The following is a 25,239-nucleotide window of genomic DNA, read 5'->3' as shown; positions in this document are numbered from 1 at the left end:
GTTGCTCCGTCGCAGCGGCCCCGGCGGTGCGCGAAGCCATGAGCCACATGGACCGGCTGCTCAGGAAGCGGCGCCCCGGTCGTGCGTGATCGCGCGCGTTGATGGCAGAAGTGGATGTCAAAGGCCCCGAACCATGATCGGTCCGGGGCCTTTTGGCTGGTGCCCTCGGCAGGATTCGAACCTGCGACACCCGCTTTAGGAGAGCGGTGCTCTATCCCCTGAGCTACGAAGGCGGGGATCTGTCGGAAACTGTGTCCTAAAACCCAACCCAAGTGGGCGATGAGTTGCAAGTCGGACAGCCGACAGGGTTGTGGTGGTTTGGCCCGTGAGAGCTAGGCACCGCAAACAGTGTAGCGGGTGGGGTGACGTCGGTACCTCGGGTTCTGGCCGTATGTGCCTGTGGTGTCTGAGCTGGGGTGCTGTCGGCGGGTAGGGGTGGGCGCGGCGGGGCTACGGTGTCAGTCGCCGAGGTGGGGGCTCAGTGCCGGTCGACCATACGAGCGAGTTCGACGAGCCACCCACTGGAGCTGTACGGGGCAGGCGGATCAACTTCCATGCCGAGTTCGGCGACCGCGGCGGCGTAGTCGGGTTCCTCGACGGCGAGCGCGAGCAAGTCATGCAGTTCGCCGGTGAGCTGGGCGACAAGGCTCGGGTCTGTGGTGTCCAGGTAGTCCTGAAGCGCGGCTTCGTGGTCGTCGAACTCGTCCGGCATGTCCTGGGAGTGCCAGCCCCCCAGCAGTTGCGCGAGCTCGGGGAACCGAGCGTGCCATTCCCAATGCGTCCGTGGCGTGGCCGGCGGAGGTGCCTGGCCGGTCTCGATACTCTCCTTGAGACGGTCAGCGAGCCTCAGGAGCCAGGGCTGGATCTCCGGGTCCGCCAGCCCGACATCAGGCACGGGGTAGAACTCGCCCAGGCGTAGCCGCAGTCGGCCCGGGGGATTCTGGGCGTATTCCCGGATCTGGAACTCGGCGATGGCGATGGCCCAGGGGCGCGTGCGCCAGGTGTGCCGCAGATAGCCGGCAATCGCTTCGTCGTCATCGGCTGTTCGTCCCAGGTAGGCGCGAATGACCTGGTCCAACTCGCCGTATTTACGGTCGTGTTCGAGCGGCTTGAGGGACACGGATGCCTCTAGAGATAGATCGGGGCAGTGGAGTGGACGGTAAAGCCGTGCGGCCCGGCGCTGTCGCGCTTGAGGATGACGCGGGCGGCGCGCACGTCAACGGCCGTGCGTCCGGCAAGCATCATTGCCTGGAGCAGGACCCGTCCGACCGGATCGGGACGGGACGGCCACGCGGCCTCGATGGTGAGGCGCTGTCGGGTGGACTGGGCCAGCCAGCGGTGAATTGACTGCTCGTTCGCGGTCACGACTTGCTGGGTCGCCCATTGGGCGGTCTCCTGGTCAGGGTAGGTAGCGCTGCGGTTTCGCATGGTGTGCATCACCCTTCGCTCGGCCATACAGGGGGATGCGCGACGGCGAGGTGGTCCATACACGACTGGGCGAGGAGAGGGAGGAATTCCGTGAAGTCTGCGCGACCGGAACCTCCGCCAAATTCCTGGGAGAAAAATCGATCCAATGCGTCTTCATTATTCTGGAACAGTGCCAATGCCTCATAGCATTCGGCAGCGAGACCCGGTAGTCTCCATAGACATGACGGGTGGGTTTCGCCAATAATCATAGCGATACCTTCCTCGATGCTTGCATCGGCCATGTCATCGGAAATGGCGACCCCATCCTGCCCGAAATAGATGGGCAACACCTGACTGAAGCGCGGAAACCTGAGTGCGATCTCGCGGGCGGTCAATGGATATCGATGAAGTTTCTCCGCGATTGGAAGTGAGTTCCATTCCGCGAGATATGTGGACATGTCGCGGAATACCTCGGATGTTCGGTCGGACGGAACTGCGACCGGGACGTTCTTGAGGGCTCGGGCCCGAGGGTCGGCACGGAAAATCTCCGCGGCCCAGAGTAGCTGGGCGGAAATCTCGTACAAGGTGCGCCCACCGCCATCAGCCGCGTAGTCGAGACCGCGGATCGTAGGCGCCAAGCGTCTCTGCCATTCAGCGGCATCGCAGGGTACGCCGGTGAGAGAGAAGGGTGCCAGCAAAACCCGAGCACCTTCCAAGCGGAAATATTCCAACGATTCCTGGCTTGACACGCGATCTTCCTCTTGGCTTTCCGGTCATGCACCCGTGGATTTCTTTGACCCGACTGGCATGGATGTCAAAACGGTGAAGGGTGGGTCAAGATCCGAATTGTACACGAGACGGGTTTCGACGCCTTTGACATCCACAGCCTTGTCCGCTGGGAAGGGGGAGCCCTTCATCTCGAACTTGTCGACGCTCCGGCCGCTGTACTCATCGGGGTTGGCAGTGTGATCGACACGGATGTCGAGGCGCCTCTCCTTGGGATCGGGCTGGCGATCGAGCCATTCCTTGATGCTCTCCGAATTGGTATCGAGGTTGTACTGGGTCATTCGCTGCGCCGAGTCGATGTCCTTGAAAGTTGAGGCATTGGCCGGCATGGGCTGACCGTATGGCCATTCGGATCCAGGCCGTGGCCCCTTCTTCAGGTCATCCCGCAGGCGCTGAGCAAGCTGCTCGTCGGTCAGGCCGACATGCTTGTTCATTGTGTGCGAGTTTTCCAGCCACTCGGTAGATGCCAGATCGATCTGGTAGATTCCAAGGTCTGTGTGGCCGGGCTGAGTCCAGCGGTGGTGCGGCTTGAAGTCGTCGAGTGCGCGGGCTCCGAACGCGCGAGCGCGTGCCTCTTCTGCTTCGAAAGTCGGAGCGCTCAAGAATGCTTCATCCAGTTCGGGCATGAGCGCCCGCACCGTAGTGGCTGCCTCATGGAAAGCGGCATGGCACGCTTCCACGGCAGCGTCTGCACCCGCCTTGTCCATGTGCTTGGCGAATGTGGCGGTGATCTCTCCGAAGGCCAAAGTGGCGCCGAGCCTCGTCAGCTCCCAGAGATCGATATCGATCGTCAAGTCCTTGACGGTGGCTTTGGCGGCTTCCGTCGCAAGTCGAGATGTGGTCTCTCTCGATTTGTCTGCTGCATCGGCGGCATCGTGGAATGCCTGACGCAGCGTTTTTCCTGTTCCGGCGAGTACCTCGATGATCGGACGTCGGCCGGCCGGTGCCTCGGAGGGGTTGGTCTTCCACTCACGGGCGCCCGCGGCACCACGGGGTGCCGGCTCTCCGTCGGCGAAGCGGCTCTTTCCCCATGCGGTTGTGCCCCAGATCGACTGGCAGAAGGAATTCATCGCTCCCTGCCATTCGCTGCTGCCGCCGTCGGTGAGATAGGAAATGCACGCGGTGAAGTTGTCGGCAGACTCCTTCGCCGCATCTGCTGCCACGCGCCAGGCATCACCGATGGCCCGCAGTTGACCCGTGTCGGCGCCAGGGGTGATCTCGACCCTCTTGCCGAGTCTGAGAACGTGCTCGATGGCCTCGTCGATCTGGCCGGCGAGCCAGTCAGGACCGTTGCCCGCCCAGGCGAGGATCGGACCACTGTCATCCCCCGTACCCGTCCATTTGATGGACGAGACCGAGTCGTACGTCGTCCTGCCCACACAGACCGGCAGATTCCTGTAAGGGGGTTGCTCCTCGCGATGCCGGCGATTCGCCGGGCGCGAGGCCCAGTCCGCCCTGACGTAGTTGTTGGCCGTCACCGTCAGGCCGACTGCGACCCCTTCAATGCTGCTGATGCTCTTGGCCCAGACCTGGAGAAAGCGCTCGGCCACGTTTGCGTAGGCCTCGGCGAAGGCGTCAGCGCCGTGCCCGCGCCCGGCCACCTGGGTCTGGCTCCATCCCCCAACAGAATCGACAAGCCCGGTCGCCACCTTGTGGAACGTGAATTGTTCGTCGCTGACACGCGCCGAGGCGTAGTAGACGTGTCCGGGCGCAATATCGAAGGCGCCGTGGGCATCGGGCGGCGATGCCGGCTTGAGTTTCTCGACGTTCCTCTTGCGCTCCCGCTCGGCCGACCCGGTGTCATGACGGGAGATGTCGTTGCCGTAGGGGTCTTCGAGCGAGCCGGGTGAGGGCTCAGGCGTGGGCGGGGTACCGCCGCCGGAGGGATTTTTCGACGAGTCGCCATCAGCCGAAGGGGAGGGTGATGAGGAGGGACCAGGGCTCGGCTCGGCCATTAGGCGGCACCCCACCCACGCAGCACGGCGCGGTGCGCTTCCGCGTAGTTCGCATGACCAGTTGTGACGACCTCATGGAGCCAAGCCTGGGCGGCCTGGTTCAGATGTCGTTGATCCTGCTGCACGGTGGCGTCGGCGCGGTTCCTTCGGAGAGCTCGCGCGCCTCGCGCACCACGTCCACCTTCGACTCGGCTGTGCGCATGGCCCGGAGCGCATCCAACTCCTGCTCCGTGAAGCCGTCCCGCCCCATCCGCACTGCTTCTTCAAGGACTTGAAGGATTTCCCGGACACGTACCGCGTCCTCGGCGGCTCCCCGGTGCAGTGCCCGGTACCCCTTGGCTGCCTCGCCCTTCCACCGGGCCTCAATACGGTCGACGACGGCGTCCATTCGTCGCACCTGCGAATCCAGATGACGTTGCATGTCGTCCAGGTCACCGGCCAGACGGGTGAGTTCGTCGTGCGACACAGCAAGATTCGGGCGATCCACCATGGCTCATCCCCTCATGCGTTCCCCCAGCACATTAGCAATGTGGCCAGGCGGCTTCTTCGGTGTCCGCCGAGTCCATGTACAGCGCCCGCGCCGGCCGTGCCGTGGCGTCGGAGTGCCTGCCCTCGGTGTCTCGCGCCGCTCTGGGGGCGATGAGTTTTTGGGGTGGGGGCGGTCGTTCTTGTGGTGGGGCGTGGGCCCCGGGTGGGTGAGGAAGGGAGTGGGCATGTTGCTCAAGCACAAGACGGCCGTGATCTATGGCGGCAGTGGGGCCATCGGCAGTGCCGTGGCGCGGACGTTCGCGCGGGAAGGGGCGCGGGTGTTTCTGGCCGCGCGTACGCCGGGGCCGCTGGAGAAGGTGGCGTCGGAGATCGGGGACGAGGGTGGGGCCGTCGAGACGGCCATCGTGGACGCGCTCGACGAGCGGGCGGTGGACGCGCATGCCGATGAGGTGGTCGCGCGGGCCGGCCGGATCGATGTCTCGCTCAATCTGATCTCGCACAACGACGTGCAGGGCACCCCGCTCGCCGAGATGGAGGTCGCGGACTTCGAGAAGCCCGTCGTGACGGCCCTGCGGACGAATTTTCTGACCGCGCGGGCCGCCGCGCGCCATATGATCCCTCGCCGGTCGGGCGTGATCCTGTTTTTCGGTGGTTACGGGGATCCCATGCGCGGCTTCCATCTGGGCGGGCTCCAAGTCGCCTTCCAGGCGCTGGAAGCGCTGCGCAGGCAGCTGGCCAGTGAGCTGGGACCGTACGGGATCCGCGCGCTGACCCTGCAGACCGCCGGGGTGGTGGAGACGATTCCCGAGGACTTCGAGGGGCGAGCGGCCATCGTCGAGGACACAGTGGGGCGGACGATGCTCAACCGGGCGGCGTCGCTGGAGGACGTGGCGAATGTGGCCGCCTTCGCCGCCTCGGACCGTGCCCGGTCCATGACCGCGACCGCGCTCAACATCACCTGCGGGACGGAGGTCGGCTGAGGCCATTCTTGACCGGGTGTGGGGCGCGGGCATAGCGTCATGGCGTACTGAGCAAGCGCTTAGAGAGGTGCCCGTGCCGCACACCGACACCGACCGAAGCAGCGACCGAAGCGCCGACCGAAGCGGCAGCCGTACGGCCGCGCTGACCGCGCCCGGGGCGCCGTTCGCCGTCGTACGGGACGAGAACGGCTCGCTCCTGTACGCGGACGGGCCCCGTACGCTGCGCGAGTTCGTGGAGACGACCTGGGCGTACGGCGACCAGCCGTTCCTGGTCGCCGAGAGCGGGACGTACACGTACGGGGAGTTCTTCGCCGCCGCCTCCGCGCTGGCCAACCGCCTGGTCGACGTCTACGGGCTGCGGCCCGGCGACCGCGCCGTCGTCGCGATGCGCAATCACCCCGAGTGGCAGATCGCCTTCTGGGCGGCCCAGTTGGCCGGGCTGGTCGCCGTACCCCTCAACGCCTGGTGGACCGAGGACGAGTTCACGTACGCGCTGGACGACTGCACACCGCGCGTCCTGCTCGTCGACGGCGAACGGCTGCCGCTCGTCGACCGCTGGGCCGAGCGTGAGCGGGTGCGGACCGTCGTCTTCCACCACGACGGCGAGGTGGGACAGCGGACCGAGCGGTACGAGGACCTGCCCGCCCCCGACCCCTTCGCCGCCCCGCCCGATGTCGAGGTACGCGCAGAGGACGACGCCACCCTCATCTATACGTCCGGCACGACCGGGCGGCCCAAGGGCGCCGTCGCCACGCATCTCGCGCAGGCCGGGGCCGTGATGAACCCGCGGTACTTCGCCGCGGCCTCCGCCCTCGGGCGGGGGCAGATCCCCGGGCAGGGGCCGGCGCCCGTCTCGCTGATGACGTTCCCCTTCTTCCATGTCGCGGCGTTCACCAGCTTCTATTCGACGATGGCCGTCGGCGGCACGCTCGTCCTGATGCGGAAGTGGGACGCCGGGCGGGCGCTGGAACTGATCCGGGAGCACCGGGTGACGCACTACGCGGGCGTCCCGACCACCGCGCTCCAGCTCCTCGACGCCGCCACGGCCGCAGATGACGGTGAACAGGAGGGTGGACATGAGGGTGACGGGTTGGACACCCTCGTCATGATCAACACCGGTGGGGCCGCCGCGCCGCCCGCCCTGGTCGGCCGGCTCACCGCCCGTTACGGCGAACGCATCGAGCCGCGCAACGGCTACGGCCTGACGGAGACGAGCGGCGGGGTGCTGGCCAATTTCGGCGCCGACTACCGCGCCTTCCCGGGCAGTGTGGGGCGCCCGGCTCCCGCCGTCGACGTAAGGATCGCCGGGCCCGAAGGCCAGGAACTGCCCGAAGGCGAGGTCGGGGAGCTGTGGCTGCGCGGCCAGTCGCTCGTACGCGGCTACTGGCGGGACGAAGCCGCGAGCGCCGAAGCCTTCTCGCCCGACGGCTGGTTCAGGACCGGCGACCTCGCGACCGTGTGCGGCGGTCTCGTCAGCATCGTCGACCGGATCAAGGACATGGTCGTCCGCGGCGGCGAGAACATCTACTGCGTCGAGGTCGAGGCCGTACTCCACGACCACCCGGACGTCGTCGACGCCGCCGTGCTCGGTGTCCCGCATCCCGTGCTCGGCGAGGAGGTCGCGGCGGTCGTGCGGCTCAGGCCCGGGGCCGGTACGGACCCCGAGGAGCTGCGGGCGCACGTCGGCAGGAGCCTGGCTGCCTTCAAGGTGCCGGCCCATGTGCTCGTACGGGAGGGCCCGCTGCCCCGCAACCCGACCGGCAAGCTCCTCAAGCGCGAGCTGCGGGATCCGGTGCGGGAGTACGTCCTGCGCGCTCGCGCTGAAGGGCAAGAAGGGTAAGACGGGTGACCATCGCGGCGGGTGCCCCCCTCAGGACCGGGTCACCCGCACCTTGAAGTGCCCGTCCGGCTCCTTCGACAGCACCGAGATCCGGACCCCGTTGTCGCTGTCGTAGAACCACTCTCCCGCCCGGTACGTCGCGTCCGACAGCTCGGCGTGCACATTCGGCCGCCGCGTGCAGCCGCCGCTGTCCCTCGCGCTGTCCGAGACCGTGATCGGGCCGCGCCCGGTGTCGACCGCGGAGTCCACCCGGTAGATCAGTACGCCCGGCTCGCAGACCGCGTCGTCGTTGCCCGCCCGCGTCCGTACCTCCACCGCGTATCCCGATTCCTTGGACACCGGTATGAAGATCATCTTCTGGCCGCCGGAGCTGGCCAGCGGGCCCAGCAGATGTTCGCTGAACCCGGGCTTGGACGCACAGCTGATCTGATTGTCGTCGAGCCAGCCGAGCTTCCACTTGTGCCAGCCCAGCAGATCGTTGTTGGCGCCCCAGTCCTCGGACATGATGTCCCAGTGCCCGACCGCGCTGCCGCCGTCCATCGTGTAGAGGTCGGGGAGGCCGAAGATATGGCCGTTCTCGTGCGGCAGCACCCGGTATCCGGTCTCGGCGTACGACCCCGAGCCGTCGTCCTGGCGGCTGTAGACGAAGGACGTGTTGGAGAGCGGGACGCCGTCCGCGTGCGGGGCGTCCGGGTTGCCGGAGAAGGTCACGGACAGGACGGTGTTCAGCGCGGAGGGTCCGGCGTTGGGCGTGACCAGGATGTTGACCAGGTCGTACGCGCTGAAGTCCACGGCCGGGTCGGCGGCGGTCACGATGTCCTGGACGAGCCGCCGGTAGCCCGGCTCGTAGGGTGACCCGCGCTCTATCCCGTACTCCGCGAAGCTCAGCGGCATCCGCAGCCAGTCCGTCAGCGGGGCCTCGGGGCGGTAGTCGAGCCGCCCGTACGAGCTGGTCCTGAACCAGTCCGACGTCTTCGGGAAGAACTCGCCGAGCCGGTCGAGCGCCGGCCCGGGCCCCTGCGCGTCCGGGAAGTCGATCATGAGATTGAGCGCGCGGACCGTGCCGGTGGAGCGGGAGTAGCCGGGCGCGGTGGGCAGGCCCTCCGACATCTGTACGGGTGTGGTGGAGGCCACTCGGCACGGCGCGAGGTCGGTGGTCCTGCTGGTGGCGGAGGGCCCCGGCGAGGCGCGGGTGGGGCTGCTGAGATTGCCGCTCGCCGTGGTCAGGGCGGCGAGTGTGAGCGCCGTGAGGCCGGCCATCGCGCAGAGCCGGACGGGCCCGCTCGTGTGTCGCGGCTTTCTGGAGTGTCTCGGGGTTCCGGCACTGCCACCGGGTCCGCGTATGCGACGCGTCTGCTGCATGCGGTCGCCTCCGGGTTCGCGGCAGCCGGCCGTCCTGACTGCTCTCTGTTCGATCACCCTCCGTCCGTGGGCGTGTCGGCGCTCGCTGGGTGCGCCGATCGGGGGGTTCTTCCAGGTCCAGGGTTTTGTGACCCAGGTCACTTGGCTCCCTGAAATAACCGGGGATGGCTTCCCCGTTTGCACCTGTGTCCCCGGTAAGTGGGGATGCGGTCCCCGGTTGTACAGACGTTTTATAGATCCGTGTACCGGAATCGCTTCCAAGGCCTCTTATGTACGAGGAAAGGGCATGACGTGACCACCGCCGCCGAACCCGAAGCGCGCCGAGTACCCCGGCCGCGTGCGGACGCTCTGCGCAACCGGGAGCGGATCGTGGCGGCGGCGCGTGAGATGTTCGTCGAGTACGGCCCCGAGGCCCCGCTCGACGAGATCGCCCGCCGGGCCGGCATCGGCAATGCCACGCTCTACCGGCATTTCCCCGACCGGCACGCCCTCGTCCACGAAGTCGTGATCTCCGTCATGAACCGCACCGCCGAACAGGCAGAGAAGGTTACTGTCGAGGAGCCCGACCCGTTCACCGCGCTGCGCCGCTTCGTGCACGCGGCGGCCGACGAGCGGATCGGAGCGCTCTGCCCGATGCTCTCCGGTGCGTTCGACCACGACCGTCCCGATCTGGACGCCCAGCGGTCGCGCCTCGAAGGCGCCATCGAAAGGCTGATGGAGCGGGCACGCCAGGCGGGACAGCTGCGTACGGATGTCGCCGTCGGCGATCTGATGGTCGCGCTGTCCCAGCTCACCCGCCCGCTGCCGGGCACCGGCTGTATGAACATGGACCGGTTCACCCACCGGCATCTGCAGCTGTTCCTCGACGGACTGCAGGCCCCGGCCCGGTCCGAACTGGCCGGCTCGGCCGCGACCCTGGAGGATCTGCGCCGCGACGCTCCGTGACGCGCCCTGAACCTTGAACTTCGCCCGACGGCCTCGGCCCGACGGCTCCGCCCCCGCGGCCCAGGCCCAGCTCAGGCCAGGGCCCGGCGTGGCGCAGGCCCGGCCAGGTGCCTCCAGGCGCCTCGTACCTCCTTCTGTCCGTCACTCCGTCACTCCCTGACCCCAGTGACCCCAGTGACTCCATGACCCAGTGACTCCATGACCTCGTAAGTCACGCAGCGTTGCCTGTACTTACGTACGTTTTCGCCTTTCTGCACCCTTAGGTGGCTACCTCCATGCCAAAAACAGCCGACACGCGGCTCCCTGACCCGAACGCTCCGCTCCCTGATCCGAGCACCCCGCTCGCCGATCCCACCCGCTGGAAAGCGCTGGCGTTCGTCGCCCTCGCCCAGCTGATGGTCGTGCTCGACGCGACGATCGTGAATATCGCACTGCCGTCCGCCCAGCAGGACCTGGGGATATCGGACGGCAACAAGCAGTGGGTCATCACCGCCTACGCCCTCGCCTTCGGCGGTCTGCTGCTCTTCGGCGGACGTATCGCCGACCTGTGGGGCCGCAAGCGCACCTTTGTCGTCGGTCTGCTCGGCTTCGCCGCCGCGTCCGCCATCGGTGGCGCTGCCACCAGCGAGGCGATGCTGCTCGGCTCCCGGGCGCTCCAGGGCGCCTTCGGCGCGCTGCTCGCGCCGGCCGCGCTGTCGCTGCTCGCGGTGATGTTCACCGACGCCAAGGAGCGCGCGAAGGCCTTCGGTATCTACGGGGCCATCGCCGGTGGCGGCGGCGCTGTGGGACTGATCCTCGGTGGCGTCCTCACCGAGTACCTGGACTGGCGCTGGACGTTCTTCGTCAACGTCCCCTTCGCTATCGTGGCCGCCCTGGGCGCGTACTTCGTGATCCGTGAGCCGTCGGGCAGCCGCAACCGCTCACCGCTGGACATCCCCGGCGTCGTGCTCTCCACGCTGGGCCTGGTCTCGCTGGTGTACGCGTTCACCCGCGCCGAGTCCAACGGCTGGTCCGACTCGTCGACCATCTCGCTCTTCGTCGGCGCCGCCGTGCTGCTGCTGGCCTTCGCCGTCGTCGAGTCGAAGGTCAAGTCGCCGCTGCTGCCGCTGCGCGTGGTGGCCGACCGCAACCGCGGTGGGGTCTATCTCTCCCTCGGCCTCGCCATCATCGCGATGTTCGGCCTGTTCCTCTTCCTGACCTATTACCTCCAGGTCGTGAAGGGATACAGCCCGGTCATGACCGGTTTCGCCTTCCTGCCGATGATCGCGGGCATGATCACGGGCTCGACGCAGATCGGCGCTCGCCTGATGACCCGGGTGCCGCCGCGCCTGCTGATGGGCCCCGGCTTCCTGGTCGCCGCCACCGGCATGCTGCTGCTGACCCAGCTGGAGATGGGTTCCTCGTACGCGGGTCTGATCCTGCCGGCGCAGCTGCTGCTGGGCCTCGGTATGGGTACGGCGTTCATGCCGGCCATGTCGCTCGCGACGCACGGCATCGAGCCGCGGGACGCGGGCGTCGCCTCGGCGATGGTGAACACCTCGCAGCAGGTGGGCGGCGCGATCGGTACGGCGCTGCTGAACACCATCGCGGCCTCCGCCACCACCGCGTACGTCGCCGCCCACGCGGCGACCAGCAGCAACCGCAGGCTGCTGGAGCTGCAGGCGATGGTGGAGGGCTACTCCAGCGCCATCTGGTGGGCGGTCGGCATCCTGGCGGTCGCCGCCACGATCGCGCTGACCTTCATCACCACCGGGCGTCCCGGCGCCTCGTCGGTCGCCTCGGGCGCCGCGGGTGCCGAGGACGAGGTCAAGATGCCGGTCGCGATGCACTGACTGCCCGATGTGCTGACGGCCGCCTTTGGCAGGCGACGTACGGCCCTGACCACCAAAGAGAGAAGCCGGATCTGCCCTGGTGCCGCCGCGGTTCAGCGGCGCCAGGGCAGATCCGCTCCCGTGCCCTCCGGCTGAAGCCCCTCGGCCATCACCCGCATGATCTCGCCGAGCTGGGTCACCTGCTCCGGGCTGAGCCGGTCGAAGATCGCCTGGCGTACGGCGGCCACATGGTCGGGTGCCGCCTGCTTCAGCACCTCGTTGCCCTGGTCCGTCAGGAACGCGTTCTGGCCGCGCTTGTCGGAGGGACAGTCCTCGCGCTGCACCCAGCCGTGCTGCTCCAGCCGGGAAACGGCATGGGAGAGCCGCGACCGGGTGATCTTGGCGTCCATGGCCAGCTGGGTCATCCGCATGCGGCGCCGCGGGGCCCGCGCGAGATGCACCAGCAGCGCGTAGTAGATGTGCGGCATCCCGGAGTCGCGCTGGAGCTGGCGGTCGAGATGGTCCTCCAGCAGCGTCGTCGCCTGGACATACGCCTGCCAGACGCGCTGCTCCTCGTCGCTGAGCCAGCGAGGCTCCCCGCCCGTACCGGCGCCGCTGCCGGTGGATGCCATGGTCATGTCTTCCACTGTACCCATTCTTGAAAGTTAAACTAGATGCGACTACTGTCATATGAGCTGAATGCTTGAGGGTTCAAATAGCTTCGGCCGGGAAGAGACCACACGCAGACCGGGGAGTCGCCATGAACGCCGTCGCGGAGCGCATGCCCGCCCTCTATCTCTCCCATGGCGCCCCGCCCCTCGCCGACGATCCCGTCTGGCCCCGTGAGCTGGCCGCCTGGTCCGCGACGCTGCCCCGGCCCACGGCGGTCCTGATGGTCTCCGCCCACTGGGAAGAGGCCCCGCTCGCGCTCGGCGCGACCGGGACCGTGCCCCTGGTGTACGACTTCTGGGGTTTCCCCGAGCGCTATTACGGGGTACGGTACGCGGCCCCCGGAGCGCCGGAACTCGCGGAGTCCGTAAGGAAGTTGCTGCGCGGCCCCGGCGTGCCCGTACAGGACGTGCCGGACCGCGGGCTCGATCACGGGGCGTATGTGCCGCTGGTGGAGATGTTCCCGGAGGCCGACATTCCGGTGCTCCAGGTGTCCATGCCCACGCTCGACCCGCGGAAGCTGCTGGAGATCGGCCGCAGGCTGGCGCCGCTGCGGGACGAGGGTGTGCTGATCGTCGGCAGCGGCTTCTTCACCCACAACCTGGCCGCGCTGCGGCAGGCGGGCGGCGGGGTGCCCGGCTGGTCGGCGGAGTTCGACGACTGGGGGACACGGGCGCTGCTGGCGCAGGACGTCGACGCGCTGCTGGACTTCGAGCACAAGGCCCCGGCCGGCCGGCTGGCCCACCCGCGCACCGAGCACTTCGCGCCGCTGTTCGTGACGCTGGGGGCGGCGGAAGGCGAGCTGGATACGGGCCGGAGCGTGATCGATGGCTTCTGGATGGGGCTGGCGAAGCGGTCGGTGCAGTTCGGCTGAGCGTCCCGGGGCTGCCCGAGCCAGCGTCGTACGAGCCGGGGCCGTACAGCGTCGCCCTACAGCGCCGGCTCGTTCAGGTCGATGGACCGGACCGCCGCCGCCAGCGCCGTACCGTCCCCGACATCCAGCGCGGTGTCGGTGAACTTGATCGTATGGTCATCGCCGTGCGCCGCGGCCCGCTCGAAGACCTCCTCCGAGGTCAGACGGGTCGGTGCGTACGGCGCCGGGGTGGCCGGTGAGTACGCGGCGGTGACCGCGGCGCTCGCCGCCCAGGCCGCCTCCAGGCTCGGCGCCCACAGCTCGCGGGGGAGCGCGGGCAGGGTACGCAGCACGGCGTTCGGCGCGGTCGCGGCATGCACCAGCATGATCGGCGCGCCGTGACCATGGCTCGCGTACCGGTGCACCGCTGCCGCCACCAGCTCGGCCAGCCGGTCCCGTACGTCATCAGGAGCGAGCGGCAGGCCCCGCGCCGGCGGCCAGTCCGGGAAGGCGGTGAGCCCGGCGAACCGTTCCACGATCCCGCCCGTCTGGTCCGGCACCCGTGGTACGGCGTCCAGGGCTGCGGCGGCGTCCGGCACCGGGGCCAGTAGTCCGAGCGCCGGCAGGGGCTGATGCCGGGCGGCCCAGTAGCCGAGCGCGTGCGCCAGCTCCATGACGCGCGGCGCGGTCTCGTCCGTGGTCAGCAGCGTCCGTACGGCATGCCCCACCCGGATCGCCGGATGCGTCGCCCCGGCCGCGATGCCGGGAAGCAGCCGCGGCCACCACTCCGCGAGCACGTCGCGCCAGGGGCGCTCGGCGGTCTCGCGCGCGAAGTACACCGTCCAGTCCGCGATCCGCCGCGGATCCCCGAGGGCCGCCTGCCAGTTCGCCGCCGTCACCGGGGTGTCGGTGGGCGGCATGTCCTCCAGCTTCGCGCTGTAATAGTCCAGCCAGCGATGGACGACCGGCGCCTGACCGTGCCGTACCAGCGCCTCCACGGCCATCGGGCCGTGGTTGCTCAGCCAGCCGTCCCGCTCAGGCCCGGAGACGTGCAGCCGCTCCAGCGATTCGTCGAGAATGCCCGTGGTGTCCATACTCTTCACGCTAGGCCGGTTGCGCGCGGCGCGTATCGGGCCGTGGACCCAGCCAGGGACGGCCTGGACCTAGGGCGGGCCCGCGAAGATCCGCCGGGCAGGGACTAGGCCTCGGGGCCGAGTGGCTTCTCGTACCAGGCGACGTCCCAGTACCGGCCGAACTTCCGGCCGACCTCCTCGTACGTCCCGACGTGCCGGAAGCCGAAACGCAGGTGAAGCCGGGCCGAGGCCTCGTTCGGCTGGGCGATCCCCGCGTAGGCGCGGTGCAGGTCCTCGCCCTCCAGGGCCTCGAAGAGCGCCTTGTAGAGCAGTGTGCCGATACCGCGCCCCGCCGCGTCCGGCGCGCAGTAGACGCTGACCTCGACCGACGTCGAGTACGCGGGCTTGGGCCGGAAAGGACTGCTGGTTACGTACCCCAGAATGCGGGCAGACGGGACATCCTGAGCAACCAAAAGCCGGTGCGGTCCGTCTTCAGGGTGGGAACGCAGCCAGGGCAGACGCTCCTCGGGGGTGAAGGCAACGGTGTCGAACGTAATGGCGGTCTCGTGGACGTAGTGGTTGTAGATGTCCGTGAGCGCGCCGAGGTCGGCCGCCGCTCCGGCCCTGACCTGCACTTCCGTCGCCCCCTGCACCATCTGTCCTCCCCGGTGGCGGCACAGGGTACTGCATGATCACAGAAAATCCTGTACGGCTTGGGAATTCTGTCCGGATTCCAGTCGTTGTTTCCTTCGGATGCAGGGCACCCGGAAGGGTGTCGCGACCTACTCAGTTCAGTAAGGGAGCTCGCATGGCAACCCGTGCCGTCGCCCGTCGTACCGCCACCGGCGGGACGAAAGCGGCAAGCAGTGTTCGCGCTGTAGGCGGGGAGATCGCCGACCGCGACCTGGTCGGCATGTACCTCGACGAGATCGCGCGTACGCCGCTGCTCGACGCAGCAAAGGAAGTCGACCTGTCCCAGACCATCGAGGCCGGAGTCTACGCCCGGCAGATCCTCGACGGAGAGGTCGAGAGCGAGGCGGATGGCGCTTCGCAGGAGGAGCTCGAGGCGCTCGTCGCCGAGGGTGAGCGCGCGAAGGACGTCTTCATACGCTCGAACCTCCGCCTGGTGGTAGCGGTGGCGCGCCGCTACCCGCGCAGTGGTCTGCCCCTGCTCGACCTGATCCAGGAGGGCAACGCGGGCCTGGTGCGCGCGGTGGAGAAGTTCGACTACGCCAAGGGCTTCAAGTTCTCGACGTACGCGACCTGGTGGATCCGCCAGGCCATCACCCGCTCCATAGCGGACCAGTCCCGCACGATCCGGCTGCCGGTCCATCTGGTGGAGGAGCTGGGCAGGATCCGCCGTGTGCAGCGCGAGTTCAACCGGGAGAACGGACGGGATCCCGAGCCCGCCGAGGTCGCCGCCGAGCTGGGTTCGAACCCGTCCCGGGTCAACGATGTGCTGGACTGGGCCCGTGACCCGGTCAGCCTGAACATGTCGGTGGACGACGACGGGGACACGCAGTTCGGTGATCTCCTGGAGGACACCTCCGCCATCTCGCCGGAGCAGTCCGTGCTCACGCTGCTGCGCAGCGAGGAGCTCGAAGACCTGATCGGCAAGCTCGACGACCGTACGGCCTCGATCATCAAGATGCGGTACGGCATCGAGGACGGCCGGGAGCGGACGCTGACCGAGGTCGGCAAGCAGCACGGCCTGACCCGGGAGCGGATCCGGCAGATAGAGAAGCACGCGCTCCTGGAGCTGAAGAAAATGGCTCGGGACACAGGTTTCGACGCGGCGGCGTGACGTCGCCGTCCTGTAGCCGTAGTGTCCCCCTTACTCGTACTGTTTCTCTGTACGAGCTGGCCGATTCGTCGGCCCCCTCAGACGAGCCCCGGCACCAACCCCCCCCAGGTGCCGGGGCTCACCTCTGTCCCGTGGTCCTTCCGGGGCTCGTGGTCCTTCCGGTGTCAGCGCCCGGGGTGGCATCGCTCGTCTTGCGGCCTGGGGCTGCCGCCCGGGTGAGCCTGGCCCCCAGTTCGCTCAGATGGTCGGTCAGCTGGGCCGGCCCATGGACGGTGAACTCGCAGTCCACCAAGGCCAGTCGGACCGCCAGCCACTCCAGGGAGTCGCTCGCCGTGGTGCGCAGCCGGCAGGAGTCCTGGCCGGTCGGCTCCGGTGTGCCGAGGACGGCGGGCAGCCGCCCCGCCACGAACTCGGCGGGTGCCGCGAAGGTCACATCCACCTCGATCCGCGGCTGCATCCGGGACATGGACCGGCTCAGGAACTCCGCCGCGTCCCCGCTCGGCAGCTCGCGCGGGCTGAAGCGCGCGCCGGTCGCGAACGGGTCGCTGACCCGGTCGACGCGGAACGTACGCCAGTCGTCGCGGCCGAGGTCGTACGCCACCAGGTACCAGCGCCGGCCGGTGGAGACCAGCCGGTACGGCTCGACCTGCCGTCTGGTCTCCGTACTGTCCCTGGAGCGATAGGCGAAGCGCAGCCGCTCGGTGCCGGTGACGGCGGCGGCCATCACGGTCAGCGTGCGCGGGTCGATGGTCGCGCCGTCGCCCCGGGTGAGCGGGATCGTCGCGGTCTGGAGGGTGGAGACGCGGTGCCGCAGCCGGGACGGCAGCACCTGTTCCAACTTGGCGAGAGCGCGTACGGAAGCCTCGTCGACGCCCTCGATGGCATGGCCGGCCCCGGCCCGCAGTCCGACCGCGATGGCGACGGCCTCCTCGTCGTCGAGGAGCAGCGGCGGCATGGCCGTACCGGCGACCAGCCGGTAGCCGCCGATCGCGCCCCTGGTGGCCTCGACGGGGTAGCCGAGGTCGCGCAGCCGGTCGATGTCGCGGCGGATGGTGCGCGGGCTGACATCGAGACGCTCGGCCAGCTCGCTGCCCGGCCACTCGCGCGGGGTCTGGAGGAGGGAGAGCAGACTGAGGAGCCGTGCCGGGGTGTCGGTCATGGGATCCATGGTGCGCGCCATCTAGGACATCACCTGACCTAGATGGCCACTAGCTTGCTCCGCATGAGCTCCTCCTCCTCGCCTGCCGTACTGGATACGGCCTCCCATTCCGCAGCGTCCGGCGCCGGCGCCTCTTCTGGCGCCGGTGCTGCTTCCGGGTCCGGTTCCGAGTCCGGTTCCGGGTCAGCCGACCGCCGTCGCTGGCTGGCGCTGGCCGTCGTCATGACCGCGGCCTTCATGGACCTGGTCGACGTCACCATCGTCAATATCGCCATCCCGAGCATCGAGCGGGATCTGGGGGCCACGTTCGGAGCGATCCAGTGGATCACCGCCGGATACGCGCTGGCCTTCGCCGCCGGGCTGATCACGGGTGGCCGGCTCGGTGACATCTACGGCCGTAAGCGGCTCTTCCTGATAGGTATCACCGGCTTCACGATCGCCTCCGCGCTCTGCGGCTTCGCGGCGAGCCCGGAGATGCTGGTGGGCTCCCGGCTGTTCCAGGGCGCGATGGCCGCGATGATGGTGCCTCAGGTGCTGGCGATCATTCATGTCACCTTCCCCGCGCACGAACGCGGCAAGGTCTTCGGGATGTTCGGCGCGATCATCGGCCTCGGCGCCGTCTCGGGCCCGCTGCTCGGCGCGCTGCTCACGCAGTGGAACCTCTTCGGTCTCGAATGGCGCCCGATCTTCCTGATCAATCTGCCGGTCGGGATCGCGGGTGTGCTGCTCGGCAGGAAGTTCATCACCGAGTCCAAGGCTCCCCAGGCGCTCCGGCTCGACCTGGTCGGGGTGGTGCTGGTGACGGGCTCGCTGCTGATGCTGATCTATCCGCTGACGCGCGGGCGTGAGCTGGGCTGGCCGCTGTGGGGCCATGTGTGCATGATCAGCAGCCTGGCCGTCTTCGCGGGCTTCGTCGCGTATGAGAAGAGGAAGGCGCGCAAGGACGGGTCGCCGCTGGTGGAGCTGTCGCTGTTCAAGGTGCGGAGCTTCGCCGCGGGCATCGCCGTACAGCTCACCTTCGGTGTCGCGCTGGGCATCTTCTTCCTGGTCTGGACGCTCTACATGCAGGTCGGTCTCGGCTGGAGCCCGCTGCGGGCAGGCCTGACGGGAGTGCCGTTCTCGATCGCGGTGTCGGTCGCGGCCGGGCTGTCCGTACAGAAGCTGGTGCCGCGCTTCGGCCGGAAGGTGCTCCAGGCGGGCGCGCTGACGATGGTGGTGGGCCTGCTGCTCTACATCTGGGAGGCCGGGCGGTACGGGATGGGGATCCACTCCTGGCAGATGGCGCTGCCGCTGGTGGTCATGGGCCTCGGGATGGGGCTGATCGTGGCGCCGCTGACGGACGCGGTGCTGTCGGGGGTGCCGCGCGAGCACTCGGGCTCGGCGTCCGGCCTGATCAACACCACGCAGCAGATGGGCAACGCGCTGGGGCTCGGGCTGGTGTCGGTGGTGTTCTTCGGGGTGGTCGACGACCGGATGGCCGCCGCCGGACAGCCGGGCGCGGCGGGTGCGCTGGGCTCGGCCTTCGCCGACGGGTTCCAGAACGCGCTGTGGTGGGTCGTGGCGGTGCTCGTGGCGATCTTCGCGGTGATGTTCGCGCTGCCGGCCCGGCCGAGCGCGCATGTGGAGGAGGCGGGCGTCGCGGCGTAATGGCTCGGCGCGTCAGCCGCGCGTCGGCCGTACGCCCGATACGTGTCGGACCAGCCCCGGCGGCCTCTGGGCCTGCCGGGGCTTCGACGTGCCTGCGGTGGTGGTGTGTTCGGGACGCGGGGTGGGGGCGCGGGTGCGGGTTGCGATGCCCGATCGTGTCCGTACCGCGCCCAGATCTGTTTACTTTCTGGAAATCCGGGCGTAGCGTGTCCGCGAAACCACAGGTTCGGGCACGGAACGGACGTAAACCCACATGTACGCACCGGAGCGTCAGCAGGAGATCCTGCGCCTGGCCCGTGAGGGCGGCCGTGTCGACGTGCTGTCGCTCGCCGAGGAGTTCCAGGTCACCGCCGAGACCGTACGGCGGGATCTCAAGGCCCTCGACCGCGCCGGGCTCGTACGGCGGGTGCACGGCGGGGCCATACCGGCCGGGCGGCTGGACTTCGAGCCCGACCTCGCGGAGCGCGAGTCCACCGCCGCCGACGAGAAGGACCGCATCGCGCACGCGGCGCTCGCCGAGCTGCCGCAGGACGGGAGTGTGATCCTCGACGCGGGGTCGACTGTGGCCCGGCTCGCGGCGGCCCTTCCGCTGGACTGCGGGCTCACTGTCGTCACCCACGCGCTGCCCGTCGCGGCCCGCCTCGCCGACCACCCTGGCATCGACCTCCATCTCGTCGGCGGCAGGGTCAGGCACCGCACGCGCGCGGCCGTCGACGCCTGGGCGCTGCGGGCGTACGGGGAGATCCGCGCCGATGTCGTCTTCCTCGGCACCAACGGGTTCTCGCCCGAGGGCGGTCTCACCACCCCGGACCTCGCCGAGGCCGCCGTCAAGCGCGCGCTCATCGGGGCCGCCCGGCGGGTGGTGCTGCTCGCCGACTCGGCCAAGCACGGTCAGGAGCACTTCGCCCGCTTCGGCACGCTGGCCGATGTCGATCTGCTCATCACCGACAGCGGGCTCAGCCCCTCGGACGCCGCGTCGGTCGAGGCCGCGGGCGCCGAAGTGCTGAGTGTTTAGGAGCACGCGCCGCATGATCCTCACCGTCACCCCGAACCCGAGCCTGGACCGTACGTACGAGGTCCCGGCCCTCGACCGCGGCGAAGTGCTGCGGGCCACCGCAGAGCGCATGGACCCCGGCGGCAAGGGCGTCAACGTCTCGCGGGCCCTCGCCGCGGCCGGACGGCGCACGGTCGCCGTACTGCCGCTCGGCGGTGCGCCGGGCGCGCTCGTGGCCGAGCTCCTCGCGGGGCAGGGCATCGAGGTCGCTCCGGTGCCGGTCGCCGGCGCCACCCGCTCCAACATCGCGCTCGCCGAGCCCGACGGCACCTTGACGAAGATCAACGCGCCGGGGCCCGAGCTGACCGCCGCCGAGTCGGAGTCGCTGCTCTCCACGGTCCGTACGCAGATCCACGCCCAGGTCCACGCCCAGGTCCGTACGCACGCGGACTCCGTGGCCTGGATCGCCTGCTGCGGCAGCCTGCCGCGCGGGCTCGCCCCCGAGTGGTACGCCGAGCTGGTCGCCCGCGCCCATCACGCCGGGGCCAGGATCGCGCTGGACACCTCAGGTCCTTCGCTGCTGGCCGCGCTCCGGGAGCGGCCCGATGTGGTCAAGCCGAACGCCGAGGAACTCGCCCGGGCCGTCGGCCGCCCCCTCGTCACGGTGGGCGACGCGGTCAAGGCGGCGGAAGAGCTGCGGACGTACGGCGCCGGGTCCGTCCTCGCCAGCCTCGGCGCGGACGGTCAGCTGCTGGTCTCGGACGCGGGGACGTACTTCGGCTTCGCCGCGGTCGCCGCCGTCCGAAGTAATGTCGGTGCGGGCGATGCCTCCCTGGCCGGCTTCCTGGCGGCGGGCGGCGAAGGCCCGGACGCCCTGGCGTCCGCCGTCGCGCACGGCGCGGCGGCGGTGCAGCTGCCGGGCAGCGTGATGCCGTCGCCCGCGGACCTGGACCCGTCGGCGGTCACGGTGACCGCGGATGTCCCGCTGGACCGTCCCCTCACGGAGCCCGCCTCATGAGTTCTGCCCGTTCGCTTTCTTTCTGCCTCCCGCTGAATCCAACCCGCCTGAATCCGACCCTTCTGAACCTGACCTGCGCGATATGCGAGCAAAGGAGTCCGCGATGAGCGGCATGATCACCGCGGACCTGGTCGACCTCGACCTGGCCGCCGAGACAAAGGAAGCCGCGGCCCGCTCGCTGGCCGAGCGGATGGTGACCCTGGGCCGGGTCACCGACCTGGACGGCTTCCTGGCCGATGTGGCGGCGCGCGAGGCGCAGATGCCGACCGGCCTCGACGGCGGCATCGGCATCCCGCACTGCCGCAGCGCTCATGTCAGCGAACCGACGCTGGCCTTCGGCCGCTCGGCGCGGGGCATCGACTTCGGAGCCCCGGACGGCCCGGCGGACCTGATCTTCCTGATCGCGGCCCCGGCCGGCGCCGACGACGCCCATCTGACGATCCTGTCGGCCCTGGCCCGCCGCCTGATGGACGCGGACTTCACCGCCGCCCTGCGGACGGCGACGGACGCGACGGCGACAGCCTCCCTGATCAGCGGTGAGGAGCCGCAGACGGGCGCGGAGGCCGATGCCGCCGCCACGGCGCCGCCCACGGCCACCGAGACGGGCGCAGGCGCGGAGGCAGGCGCGGAGGCAGGCGCGGAGGCGGGTACGGACGCGGGCGTAGAGGCGGGTGTGGGCGACGGAACGGTCGCCACCGCGTCAGGCGACCCGTCCGGCGACTCGTCCGGTGGCGGTCATGTCTTCCGGATCGTCGCCGTGACCTCCTGTCCCACCGGGATCGCGCACACCTACATGGCCGCCGAGTCCCTGGAACAGGCCGGCCAGGTCGCGGGCGTCGAGGTGGTCGTGGAGCCCCAGGGATCCGCCGGGTTCAACCGGCTCGACCCCGCCGTCATCGCCGCCGCCGACGGCGTGATCTTCGCGCACGACGTGCCCGTACGGGAGAAGGAGCGGTTCGCCGGGAAGCCCACCGTCGACGTCGGCGTCAAGGCCGGCATCAACCGGGCCGCCGAACTGATCGCCGAGGTGCGCGGCAAGGCCGAACGCGGCGAGATCACCGGAGCCGCGGCCGGAACCGGCCACGCCTCGCCCGTGGACAACGCCGGCGAGCCCGGCGAGGGCTACGGCAGCAAGCTGCGCACGTGGCTGATGTCCGGCGTGAGCTACATGGTCCCGTTCGTGGCCGCGGGCGGGCTCCTGATAGCTCTCGGCTTCGCCATCGGCGGCTACACCATCAACAAGGCGCCGTCCGTCGCCGAGCACTTCATCTGGACGGAGCACACCAGCTGGGCCGCTCTGCTGTTCCAGATCGGCGGTCTGGCGTTCAGCTTCCTGGTGCCCGTCCTCGCGGGCTATATCGCGTACGGGATGGCCGACCGCCCAGGTCTGGTGCCCGGCTTCGTCGGCGGCTCCATCGCCCTCACCATCAACGCGGGCTTCCTCGGGGGTCTGGCCGCCGGCCTGATCGCGGGTGGCACCGTGATGGCCATCCAGCGGCTGAAGGTGCCGGCCCCGCTGCGCGGCATCATGCCGGTCGTCGTGATCCCGCTGCTCTCCTCCGCGATCGTCGGCTTCCTGATGTTCCTGGTGGTCGGCAAACCCATCGCCTCGCTCCAGAAGGCACTGACCGACTGGCTGTCCGGACTCTCAGGGGCCAACGCGATCATCCTCGGCGTCGTGCTCGGCCTGATGATGTGCTTCGACCTGGGCGGGCCGCTGAACAAGGTGGCGTACGCCTTCGCGGTCGGCGGTCTCGCCAACCCCAACGAGGGCAGCCTCAAGGTCATGGCCGCCGTGATGGCCGCGGGCATGGTCCCGCCGCTCGCGATGGCGCTCGCCACGACCGTGCGCGGCAAGCTGTTCACCCGCACCGAGCGGGAGAACGGCAAGGCCGCCTGGGTGCTGGGCGCGTCCTTCATCACCGAGGGCGCGATCCCCTTCGCCGCGGCCGACCCGCTGCGGGTGATCCCGTCGGCGATGGTGGGCGGCGCCGTGACCGGTGCGCTGTCGATGGCCTTCGAGTGCACCCTGCGGGCCCCGCACGGCGGCATCTTCGTGATCCCGCTGATCGGCAACCCGGTGCTCTACCTGGTCGCCATCGCGGCGGGTACGGCGGTCAGCACCGGACTTGTCATCCTGCTCAAGGGAGCCCGGAAGACGGGCCGTCCGGAGCAGGGCGCGGCGGCGGGCGCGGCCGGGGACGGGGGAGCGGCGGCGGAAGCCAAGGTGCCGGTGGCCGCCTGAGCCCGGCCCTCACGGCCGTACGCCGCGCACCCCGCCGGCGTACGGCCTCACCCTGGCCGCTCCGCACCACACGGCGCCGCACCGCACGGCGCGGCCCGGCGCCTCACCGGGCCTCAGCTCATTGCACCTGTGCGCGCAGCATCATCGCTTCGCGCGCCGTGCGTTCCTCCGTGTACACCTCGCACATATGGCGGCCGTCCGGCGTGGCCGTGTGCTCCACCTCCCACAGGCTCGTCTCGCTGCCGTCGATCAGCAGGAACGCGTGCTCGTAGAGCATGAACCCCGCGTCCTTGCCGTCGACCTGGCACTGACGGCCGAAGACCTGCGTGATGTGGTGCGCGAATGCCGTCCGCAGCAGTCGCGCCGTGTCCTCGCCCGGCCGGTCGGCGTTCTCCGCGCGGCGCAGCACCCGGCGGGCGTGGTCGGGGGAGTTGTCCGCGGAGTACATCCGGTGGCGCGGGGCCGGGGTCGAGGGCAAGGCACGCAGGCCGCGGATCAGGGCGAGATGCGCGTCGATCTCGGCCGTGCGCTCGCATTCCAGCTCCGCGAGCAGACCGGCCGCGACATCGTCCAGCGGCGGCCCGGACGAATGAGGCCGCGCCTCGGGTCCGTCCAGCCCTTCCTGTCCCTCTGACCCGGTGGCGGAGGTCCGCTGCGCCTCCGGGCCGCCGGGGCGGTCGAGCCGGGCCGCCGCGAGCTGGACGTCGGACTCGTCCATGTACAGCTCGTGGAGCCGGGTGCCGTCCCGGCCGGTGTTGTGCACCAGCTCCCAGAGGGTGAGCGCGCTGCCGTCCGCCAGGAGATAGGCGTGCCGGTAGGTCTCGCGGTGCCGCCCCGCACTGTGGTGCGCGGAACACAGCGAGCTGGCGTGCGCCAGCGCATTGTCGAGCCGCTCGACCAACGCGTCAGGCAGGTCGAAGGAGTTGAGTGCCCGACCCAGGAGTCGCTCGAGGTGCGTCTCGGTTGTCTCGTACGGATCGTTCAAGGTGGGTCTCCAGGCCGTCGCCGCATGTCACTTGGTGATTGCATAACGTAGCCCCTAGGGGTGACATCGTGTCCCAAGTTTGAGAAAACGATAAGGGCGTACGTAAAGTTCCCGCGCGCCCCCTCAACTCGCGCCGCCCGTAAGAGAGTCGATCCCCTCGGTCGCGCCGTACAGCTCGCGGTACGAAGGAAATGCGCCCCCCGGCCCTTCAACGCTCTCCGCCGAGAGTACGGCCCGCACGATCGCCCTGGTCACAACGTCCGCGCCCGCCGCGAGCACCTCGTTCAGCGCGAGCGGATCCTCCTCGGTGAGGGCCCGCCGGCCCGTCGACAGGGCGAAGACGGTGTCCCCGTCATTGAGCAGATGTACGGGACGGACGGCGCGCGCGATGCCGTCGTGCGCCGTACCCGCGAGCTTCTGCGCCTGGGCGCGGGTCAGTTCGGCGTCGGTGGCGACCACGGCGAGCGTGGTATTGAGCGGTGCGGGACCGTTCCGCTCGCGCAGCTCGGCCAGGCGCCGCCGCGCCGCCTCATGGACCTCGGGCGCCGGATACTCCACCCGGCCGCTGAAATACCGCCCGTACAGCACGCCCGTCAGCGGATCGACCGCGGAGCCCGCCGCGTTGGCCACGACCAGGGCGGCGACGGTGATCCCGGAGTCCAGGACCGTACTCGCCGTACCGATCCCGCCCTTGAGCGGGCCGACGAGCGCGCCCGTCCCGGCGCCCACCCCGCCCTCCGGGACCGGCGCCCCGCTCTCCGTACGGGCCGCCGCCTCCACCGCCGCGCGGCCCGTCTCCGCGTCCGGGCGGACCGTCCAGTCGCCGCCGCGCCCGAGGTCGAAGACTCCGGCGGCCGGGACGACCGGCACCACCTGGGCGGGATCGGGACCGACCCGGACGCCGCGTCCGCGCTCCTCCAGCCACGCCACCACGCCGGACGCGGAGTCGAGTCCGTACGCGCTGCCGCCAGTCAGCACAATCGCCTCGACGCGCTGGACGATATTGCGCGGGTCGAGGGCGTCGGTCTCCCGGGTGGCAGGACCCCCGCCCCGTACGTCCACGGCGGCCACCACGCCGCCCTCCGGGGCGAGGACGACGGTGGTGCCGGTGAGGGCACGCTCCCCGGCCACGCGGGCGTGCCCGACCCTGAGGCCGGCCACATCGGTCAGTGCGTCATTGGGTGCCATGGAGCCCATCCGTACCACGCGTATCGGCG

The 25,239-nt window shown here is 69.6% G+C and carries 22 protein-coding genes, 1 tRNA gene and 1 pseudogene; 10 read left to right on the top strand and 14 right to left on the bottom strand.

What is annotated here, in order from left to right; translation table 11 throughout:
- Positions 1–157: 157 nt before the first annotated feature.
- The 7 genes and pseudogenes from ACFVWW_RS17455 to ACFVWW_RS17425 form a co-directional block, all read right to left on the bottom strand.
- A tRNA-Arg gene (locus ACFVWW_RS17455) sits at positions 158–233 on the bottom strand.
- Positions 234–478: 245 nt separating this feature from the next.
- Positions 479–1,120: a contact-dependent growth inhibition system immunity protein gene (locus ACFVWW_RS17450; protein WP_386878666.1), complete on the bottom strand. Its 642-nt coding sequence runs from the start codon at positions 1,118–1,120 to the stop codon at positions 479–481.
- A gap of 8 nt (positions 1,121–1,128) precedes the next feature.
- Complete coding sequence (locus tag ACFVWW_RS17445; RefSeq protein ID WP_386878667.1) at positions 1,129–1,428, bottom strand: RNase A-like domain-containing protein; 300 nt, start codon at positions 1,426–1,428, stop codon at positions 1,129–1,131.
- Positions 1,429–1,436: 8 nt separating this feature from the next.
- Positions 1,437–2,156 (bottom strand): hypothetical protein, encoded by a 720-nt coding sequence (locus tag ACFVWW_RS17440; RefSeq protein WP_386878668.1) that lies wholly within the window; start codon positions 2,154–2,156, stop codon positions 1,437–1,439.
- 24 nt (positions 2,157–2,180) lie between these two features.
- Positions 2,181–4,148 carry an RNase A-like domain-containing protein gene (locus ACFVWW_RS17435; protein ID WP_386878669.1) on the bottom strand — a complete coding sequence of 656 codons (1,968 nt, stop codon included), beginning with the start codon at positions 4,146–4,148 and terminating at the stop codon, positions 2,181–2,183.
- A pseudogene (locus ACFVWW_RS17430) lies at positions 4,148–4,246 on the bottom strand (WXG100 family type VII secretion target); the annotation flags it as partial. The pseudogene ACFVWW_RS17430 and the gene ACFVWW_RS17435, both read right to left, overlap by 1 nt.
- A gap of 2 nt (positions 4,247–4,248) precedes the next feature.
- Complete coding sequence (locus ACFVWW_RS17425; protein WP_386878670.1) at positions 4,249–4,638, bottom strand: WXG100 family type VII secretion target; 390 nt, start codon at positions 4,636–4,638, stop codon at positions 4,249–4,251.
- A gap of 223 nt (positions 4,639–4,861) precedes the next feature.
- Between ACFVWW_RS17425 and ACFVWW_RS17420 the strand changes: the two genes are divergently transcribed.
- Both ACFVWW_RS17420 and ACFVWW_RS17415 read left to right on the top strand, forming a co-directional pair.
- Positions 4,862–5,617, top strand: coding sequence for an SDR family NAD(P)-dependent oxidoreductase (locus tag ACFVWW_RS17420; protein ID WP_384335818.1), 756 nt, complete (start codon positions 4,862–4,864; stop codon positions 5,615–5,617).
- 73 nt (positions 5,618–5,690) lie between these two features.
- Complete coding sequence (locus tag ACFVWW_RS17415; RefSeq protein WP_386878671.1) at positions 5,691–7,457, top strand: class I adenylate-forming enzyme family protein; 1,767 nt, start codon at positions 5,691–5,693, stop codon at positions 7,455–7,457.
- Positions 7,458–7,487: 30 nt separating this feature from the next.
- Here the strand turns inward: ACFVWW_RS17415 and ACFVWW_RS17410 are convergent, their stop codons facing one another.
- On the bottom strand, positions 7,488–8,819 hold the full coding sequence (locus tag ACFVWW_RS17410) for a M6 family metalloprotease domain-containing protein (protein WP_384178953.1): 1,332 nt from the start codon (positions 8,817–8,819) through the stop codon (positions 7,488–7,490).
- A 291-nt stretch (positions 8,820–9,110) separates the two neighbouring features.
- Between ACFVWW_RS17410 and ACFVWW_RS17405 the strand changes: the two genes are divergently transcribed.
- Complete coding sequence (locus tag ACFVWW_RS17405; protein WP_384178955.1) at positions 9,111–9,764, top strand: TetR/AcrR family transcriptional regulator; 654 nt, start codon at positions 9,111–9,113, stop codon at positions 9,762–9,764.
- A 275-nt stretch (positions 9,765–10,039) separates the two neighbouring features.
- The gene (locus tag ACFVWW_RS17400) at positions 10,040–11,596 is read left to right on the top strand and encodes an MFS transporter (RefSeq protein ID WP_384178957.1); all 1,557 of its coding nucleotides are present in this window, start codon (positions 10,040–10,042) and stop codon (positions 11,594–11,596) included.
- Between the two features lie 92 nt (positions 11,597–11,688).
- On the opposite strand, the gene ACFVWW_RS17395 is transcribed toward ACFVWW_RS17400, so the two are convergent.
- Complete coding sequence (locus ACFVWW_RS17395; RefSeq protein WP_384178959.1) at positions 11,689–12,213, bottom strand: MarR family winged helix-turn-helix transcriptional regulator; 525 nt, start codon at positions 12,211–12,213, stop codon at positions 11,689–11,691.
- A 122-nt stretch (positions 12,214–12,335) separates the two neighbouring features.
- Here ACFVWW_RS17395 and ACFVWW_RS17390 point away from each other — a divergent pair, with 122 nt between their 5' ends.
- A complete protein-coding gene (locus ACFVWW_RS17390; protein WP_386878672.1) occupies positions 12,336–13,118 on the top strand; it encodes a dioxygenase in 783 nt (260 codons plus the stop codon).
- Between the two features lie 56 nt (positions 13,119–13,174).
- Here the strand turns inward: ACFVWW_RS17390 and ACFVWW_RS17385 are convergent, their stop codons facing one another.
- Complete coding sequence (locus ACFVWW_RS17385; RefSeq protein WP_384335827.1) at positions 13,175–14,191, bottom strand: questin oxidase family protein; 1,017 nt, start codon at positions 14,189–14,191, stop codon at positions 13,175–13,177.
- 104 nt (positions 14,192–14,295) lie between these two features.
- Positions 14,296–14,826 carry a GNAT family N-acetyltransferase gene (locus ACFVWW_RS17380; protein ID WP_386878673.1) on the bottom strand — a complete coding sequence of 177 codons (531 nt, stop codon included), beginning with the start codon at positions 14,824–14,826 and terminating at the stop codon, positions 14,296–14,298.
- A 152-nt stretch (positions 14,827–14,978) separates the two neighbouring features.
- Here ACFVWW_RS17380 and ACFVWW_RS17375 point away from each other — a divergent pair, with 152 nt between their 5' ends.
- A complete protein-coding gene (locus tag ACFVWW_RS17375) occupies positions 14,979–15,974 on the top strand; it encodes an RNA polymerase sigma factor RpoD/SigA (protein ID WP_384178967.1) in 996 nt (331 codons plus the stop codon).
- Between the two features lie 118 nt (positions 15,975–16,092).
- On the opposite strand, the gene ACFVWW_RS17370 is transcribed toward ACFVWW_RS17375, so the two are convergent.
- On the bottom strand, positions 16,093–17,133 hold the full coding sequence (locus tag ACFVWW_RS17370) for a helix-turn-helix transcriptional regulator (protein WP_384178969.1): 1,041 nt from the start codon (positions 17,131–17,133) through the stop codon (positions 16,093–16,095).
- Between the two features lie 222 nt (positions 17,134–17,355).
- Between ACFVWW_RS17370 and ACFVWW_RS17365 the strand changes: the two genes are divergently transcribed.
- The 4 genes from ACFVWW_RS17365 to ACFVWW_RS17350 all read left to right on the top strand — a co-directional run bounded on the left by ACFVWW_RS17365 (position 17,356) and on the right by ACFVWW_RS17350 (position 23,037).
- Positions 17,356–18,780, top strand: a complete 1,425-nt coding sequence (locus ACFVWW_RS17365) for an MFS transporter (protein WP_384335912.1) — start codon at positions 17,356–17,358, stop codon at positions 18,778–18,780.
- Between the two features lie 253 nt (positions 18,781–19,033).
- The gene (locus ACFVWW_RS17360) at positions 19,034–19,795 is read left to right on the top strand and encodes a DeoR/GlpR family DNA-binding transcription regulator (RefSeq protein ID WP_386878674.1); all 762 of its coding nucleotides are present in this window, start codon (positions 19,034–19,036) and stop codon (positions 19,793–19,795) included.
- 13 nt (positions 19,796–19,808) lie between these two features.
- On the top strand, positions 19,809–20,792 hold the full coding sequence (pfkB, locus tag ACFVWW_RS17355) for a 1-phosphofructokinase (RefSeq protein WP_386878675.1): 984 nt from the start codon (positions 19,809–19,811) through the stop codon (positions 20,790–20,792).
- 103 nt (positions 20,793–20,895) lie between these two features.
- Positions 20,896–23,037 (top strand): fructose-specific PTS transporter subunit EIIC, encoded by a 2,142-nt coding sequence (locus ACFVWW_RS17350; RefSeq protein ID WP_386878676.1) that lies wholly within the window; start codon positions 20,896–20,898, stop codon positions 23,035–23,037.
- A 118-nt stretch (positions 23,038–23,155) separates the two neighbouring features.
- On the opposite strand, the gene ACFVWW_RS17345 is transcribed toward ACFVWW_RS17350, so the two are convergent.
- Together ACFVWW_RS17345 and ACFVWW_RS17340 are read right to left on the bottom strand one after the other, a co-directional pair.
- Positions 23,156–24,022 carry a DUF6227 family protein gene (locus ACFVWW_RS17345; RefSeq protein WP_384178980.1) on the bottom strand — a complete coding sequence of 289 codons (867 nt, stop codon included), beginning with the start codon at positions 24,020–24,022 and terminating at the stop codon, positions 23,156–23,158.
- 123 nt (positions 24,023–24,145) lie between these two features.
- Entirely contained in the window at positions 24,146–25,210 is a 1,065-nt protein-coding gene (locus ACFVWW_RS17340; RefSeq protein WP_386878677.1) for a P1 family peptidase, read from the bottom strand.
- Positions 25,211–25,239: the final 29 nt, after the last annotated feature.

The organism is Streptomyces sp. NPDC058198 (assembly GCF_042882605.1).
In the GTDB taxonomy this organism is placed as follows: domain Bacteria; phylum Actinomycetota; class Actinomycetes; order Streptomycetales; family Streptomycetaceae; genus Streptomyces.
The sequence above is the reverse complement of the archived record's forward strand: the minus strand, read 5'-3'. Positions and strand labels throughout refer to the sequence as shown.

What these genes read in the sequence shown, in the direction of transcription:
- ACFVWW_RS17390 (WP_386878672.1), top strand. Translation starts at nt 12,336, where the DNA reads ATGAACGCCGTCGCGGAGCGCATGCCCGCCCTCTATCTCTCCCATGGC.
- ACFVWW_RS17410 (WP_384178953.1), bottom strand. Translation starts at nt 8,819, where the DNA reads ATGCAGCAGACGCGTCGCATACGCGGACCCGGTGGCAGTGCCGGAACC.
- ACFVWW_RS17425 (WP_386878670.1), bottom strand. Translation starts at nt 4,638, where the DNA reads ATGGTGGATCGCCCGAATCTTGCTGTGTCGCACGACGAACTCACCCGT.
- pfkB (WP_386878675.1), top strand. Translation starts at nt 19,809, where the DNA reads ATGATCCTCACCGTCACCCCGAACCCGAGCCTGGACCGTACGTACGAG.
- ACFVWW_RS17385 (WP_384335827.1), bottom strand. Translation starts at nt 14,191, where the DNA reads ATGGACACCACGGGCATTCTCGACGAATCGCTGGAGCGGCTGCACGTC.
- ACFVWW_RS17350 (WP_386878676.1), top strand. Translation starts at nt 20,896, where the DNA reads ATGAGCGGCATGATCACCGCGGACCTGGTCGACCTCGACCTGGCCGCC.
- ACFVWW_RS17365 (WP_384335912.1), top strand. Translation starts at nt 17,356, where the DNA reads ATGACCGCGGCCTTCATGGACCTGGTCGACGTCACCATCGTCAATATC.
- ACFVWW_RS17360 (WP_386878674.1), top strand. Translation starts at nt 19,034, where the DNA reads ATGTACGCACCGGAGCGTCAGCAGGAGATCCTGCGCCTGGCCCGTGAG.
- ACFVWW_RS17435 (WP_386878669.1), bottom strand. Translation starts at nt 4,148, where the DNA reads ATGGCCGAGCCGAGCCCTGGTCCCTCCTCATCACCCTCCCCTTCGGCT.
- ACFVWW_RS17375 (WP_384178967.1), top strand. Translation starts at nt 14,979, where the DNA reads ATGGCAACCCGTGCCGTCGCCCGTCGTACCGCCACCGGCGGGACGAAA.
- ACFVWW_RS17445 (WP_386878667.1), bottom strand. Translation starts at nt 1,428, where the DNA reads ATGCGAAACCGCAGCGCTACCTACCCTGACCAGGAGACCGCCCAATGG.
- ACFVWW_RS17340 (WP_386878677.1), bottom strand. Translation starts at nt 25,210, where the DNA reads ATGGCACCCAATGACGCACTGACCGATGTGGCCGGCCTCAGGGTCGGG.
- ACFVWW_RS17400 (WP_384178957.1), top strand. Translation starts at nt 10,040, where the DNA reads ATGCCAAAAACAGCCGACACGCGGCTCCCTGACCCGAACGCTCCGCTC.
- ACFVWW_RS17370 (WP_384178969.1), bottom strand. Translation starts at nt 17,133, where the DNA reads ATGACCGACACCCCGGCACGGCTCCTCAGTCTGCTCTCCCTCCTCCAG.
- ACFVWW_RS17395 (WP_384178959.1), bottom strand. Translation starts at nt 12,213, where the DNA reads ATGACCATGGCATCCACCGGCAGCGGCGCCGGTACGGGCGGGGAGCCT.
- ACFVWW_RS17380 (WP_386878673.1), bottom strand. Translation starts at nt 14,826, where the DNA reads ATGGTGCAGGGGGCGACGGAAGTGCAGGTCAGGGCCGGAGCGGCGGCC.
- ACFVWW_RS17420 (WP_384335818.1), top strand. Translation starts at nt 4,862, where the DNA reads ATGTTGCTCAAGCACAAGACGGCCGTGATCTATGGCGGCAGTGGGGCC.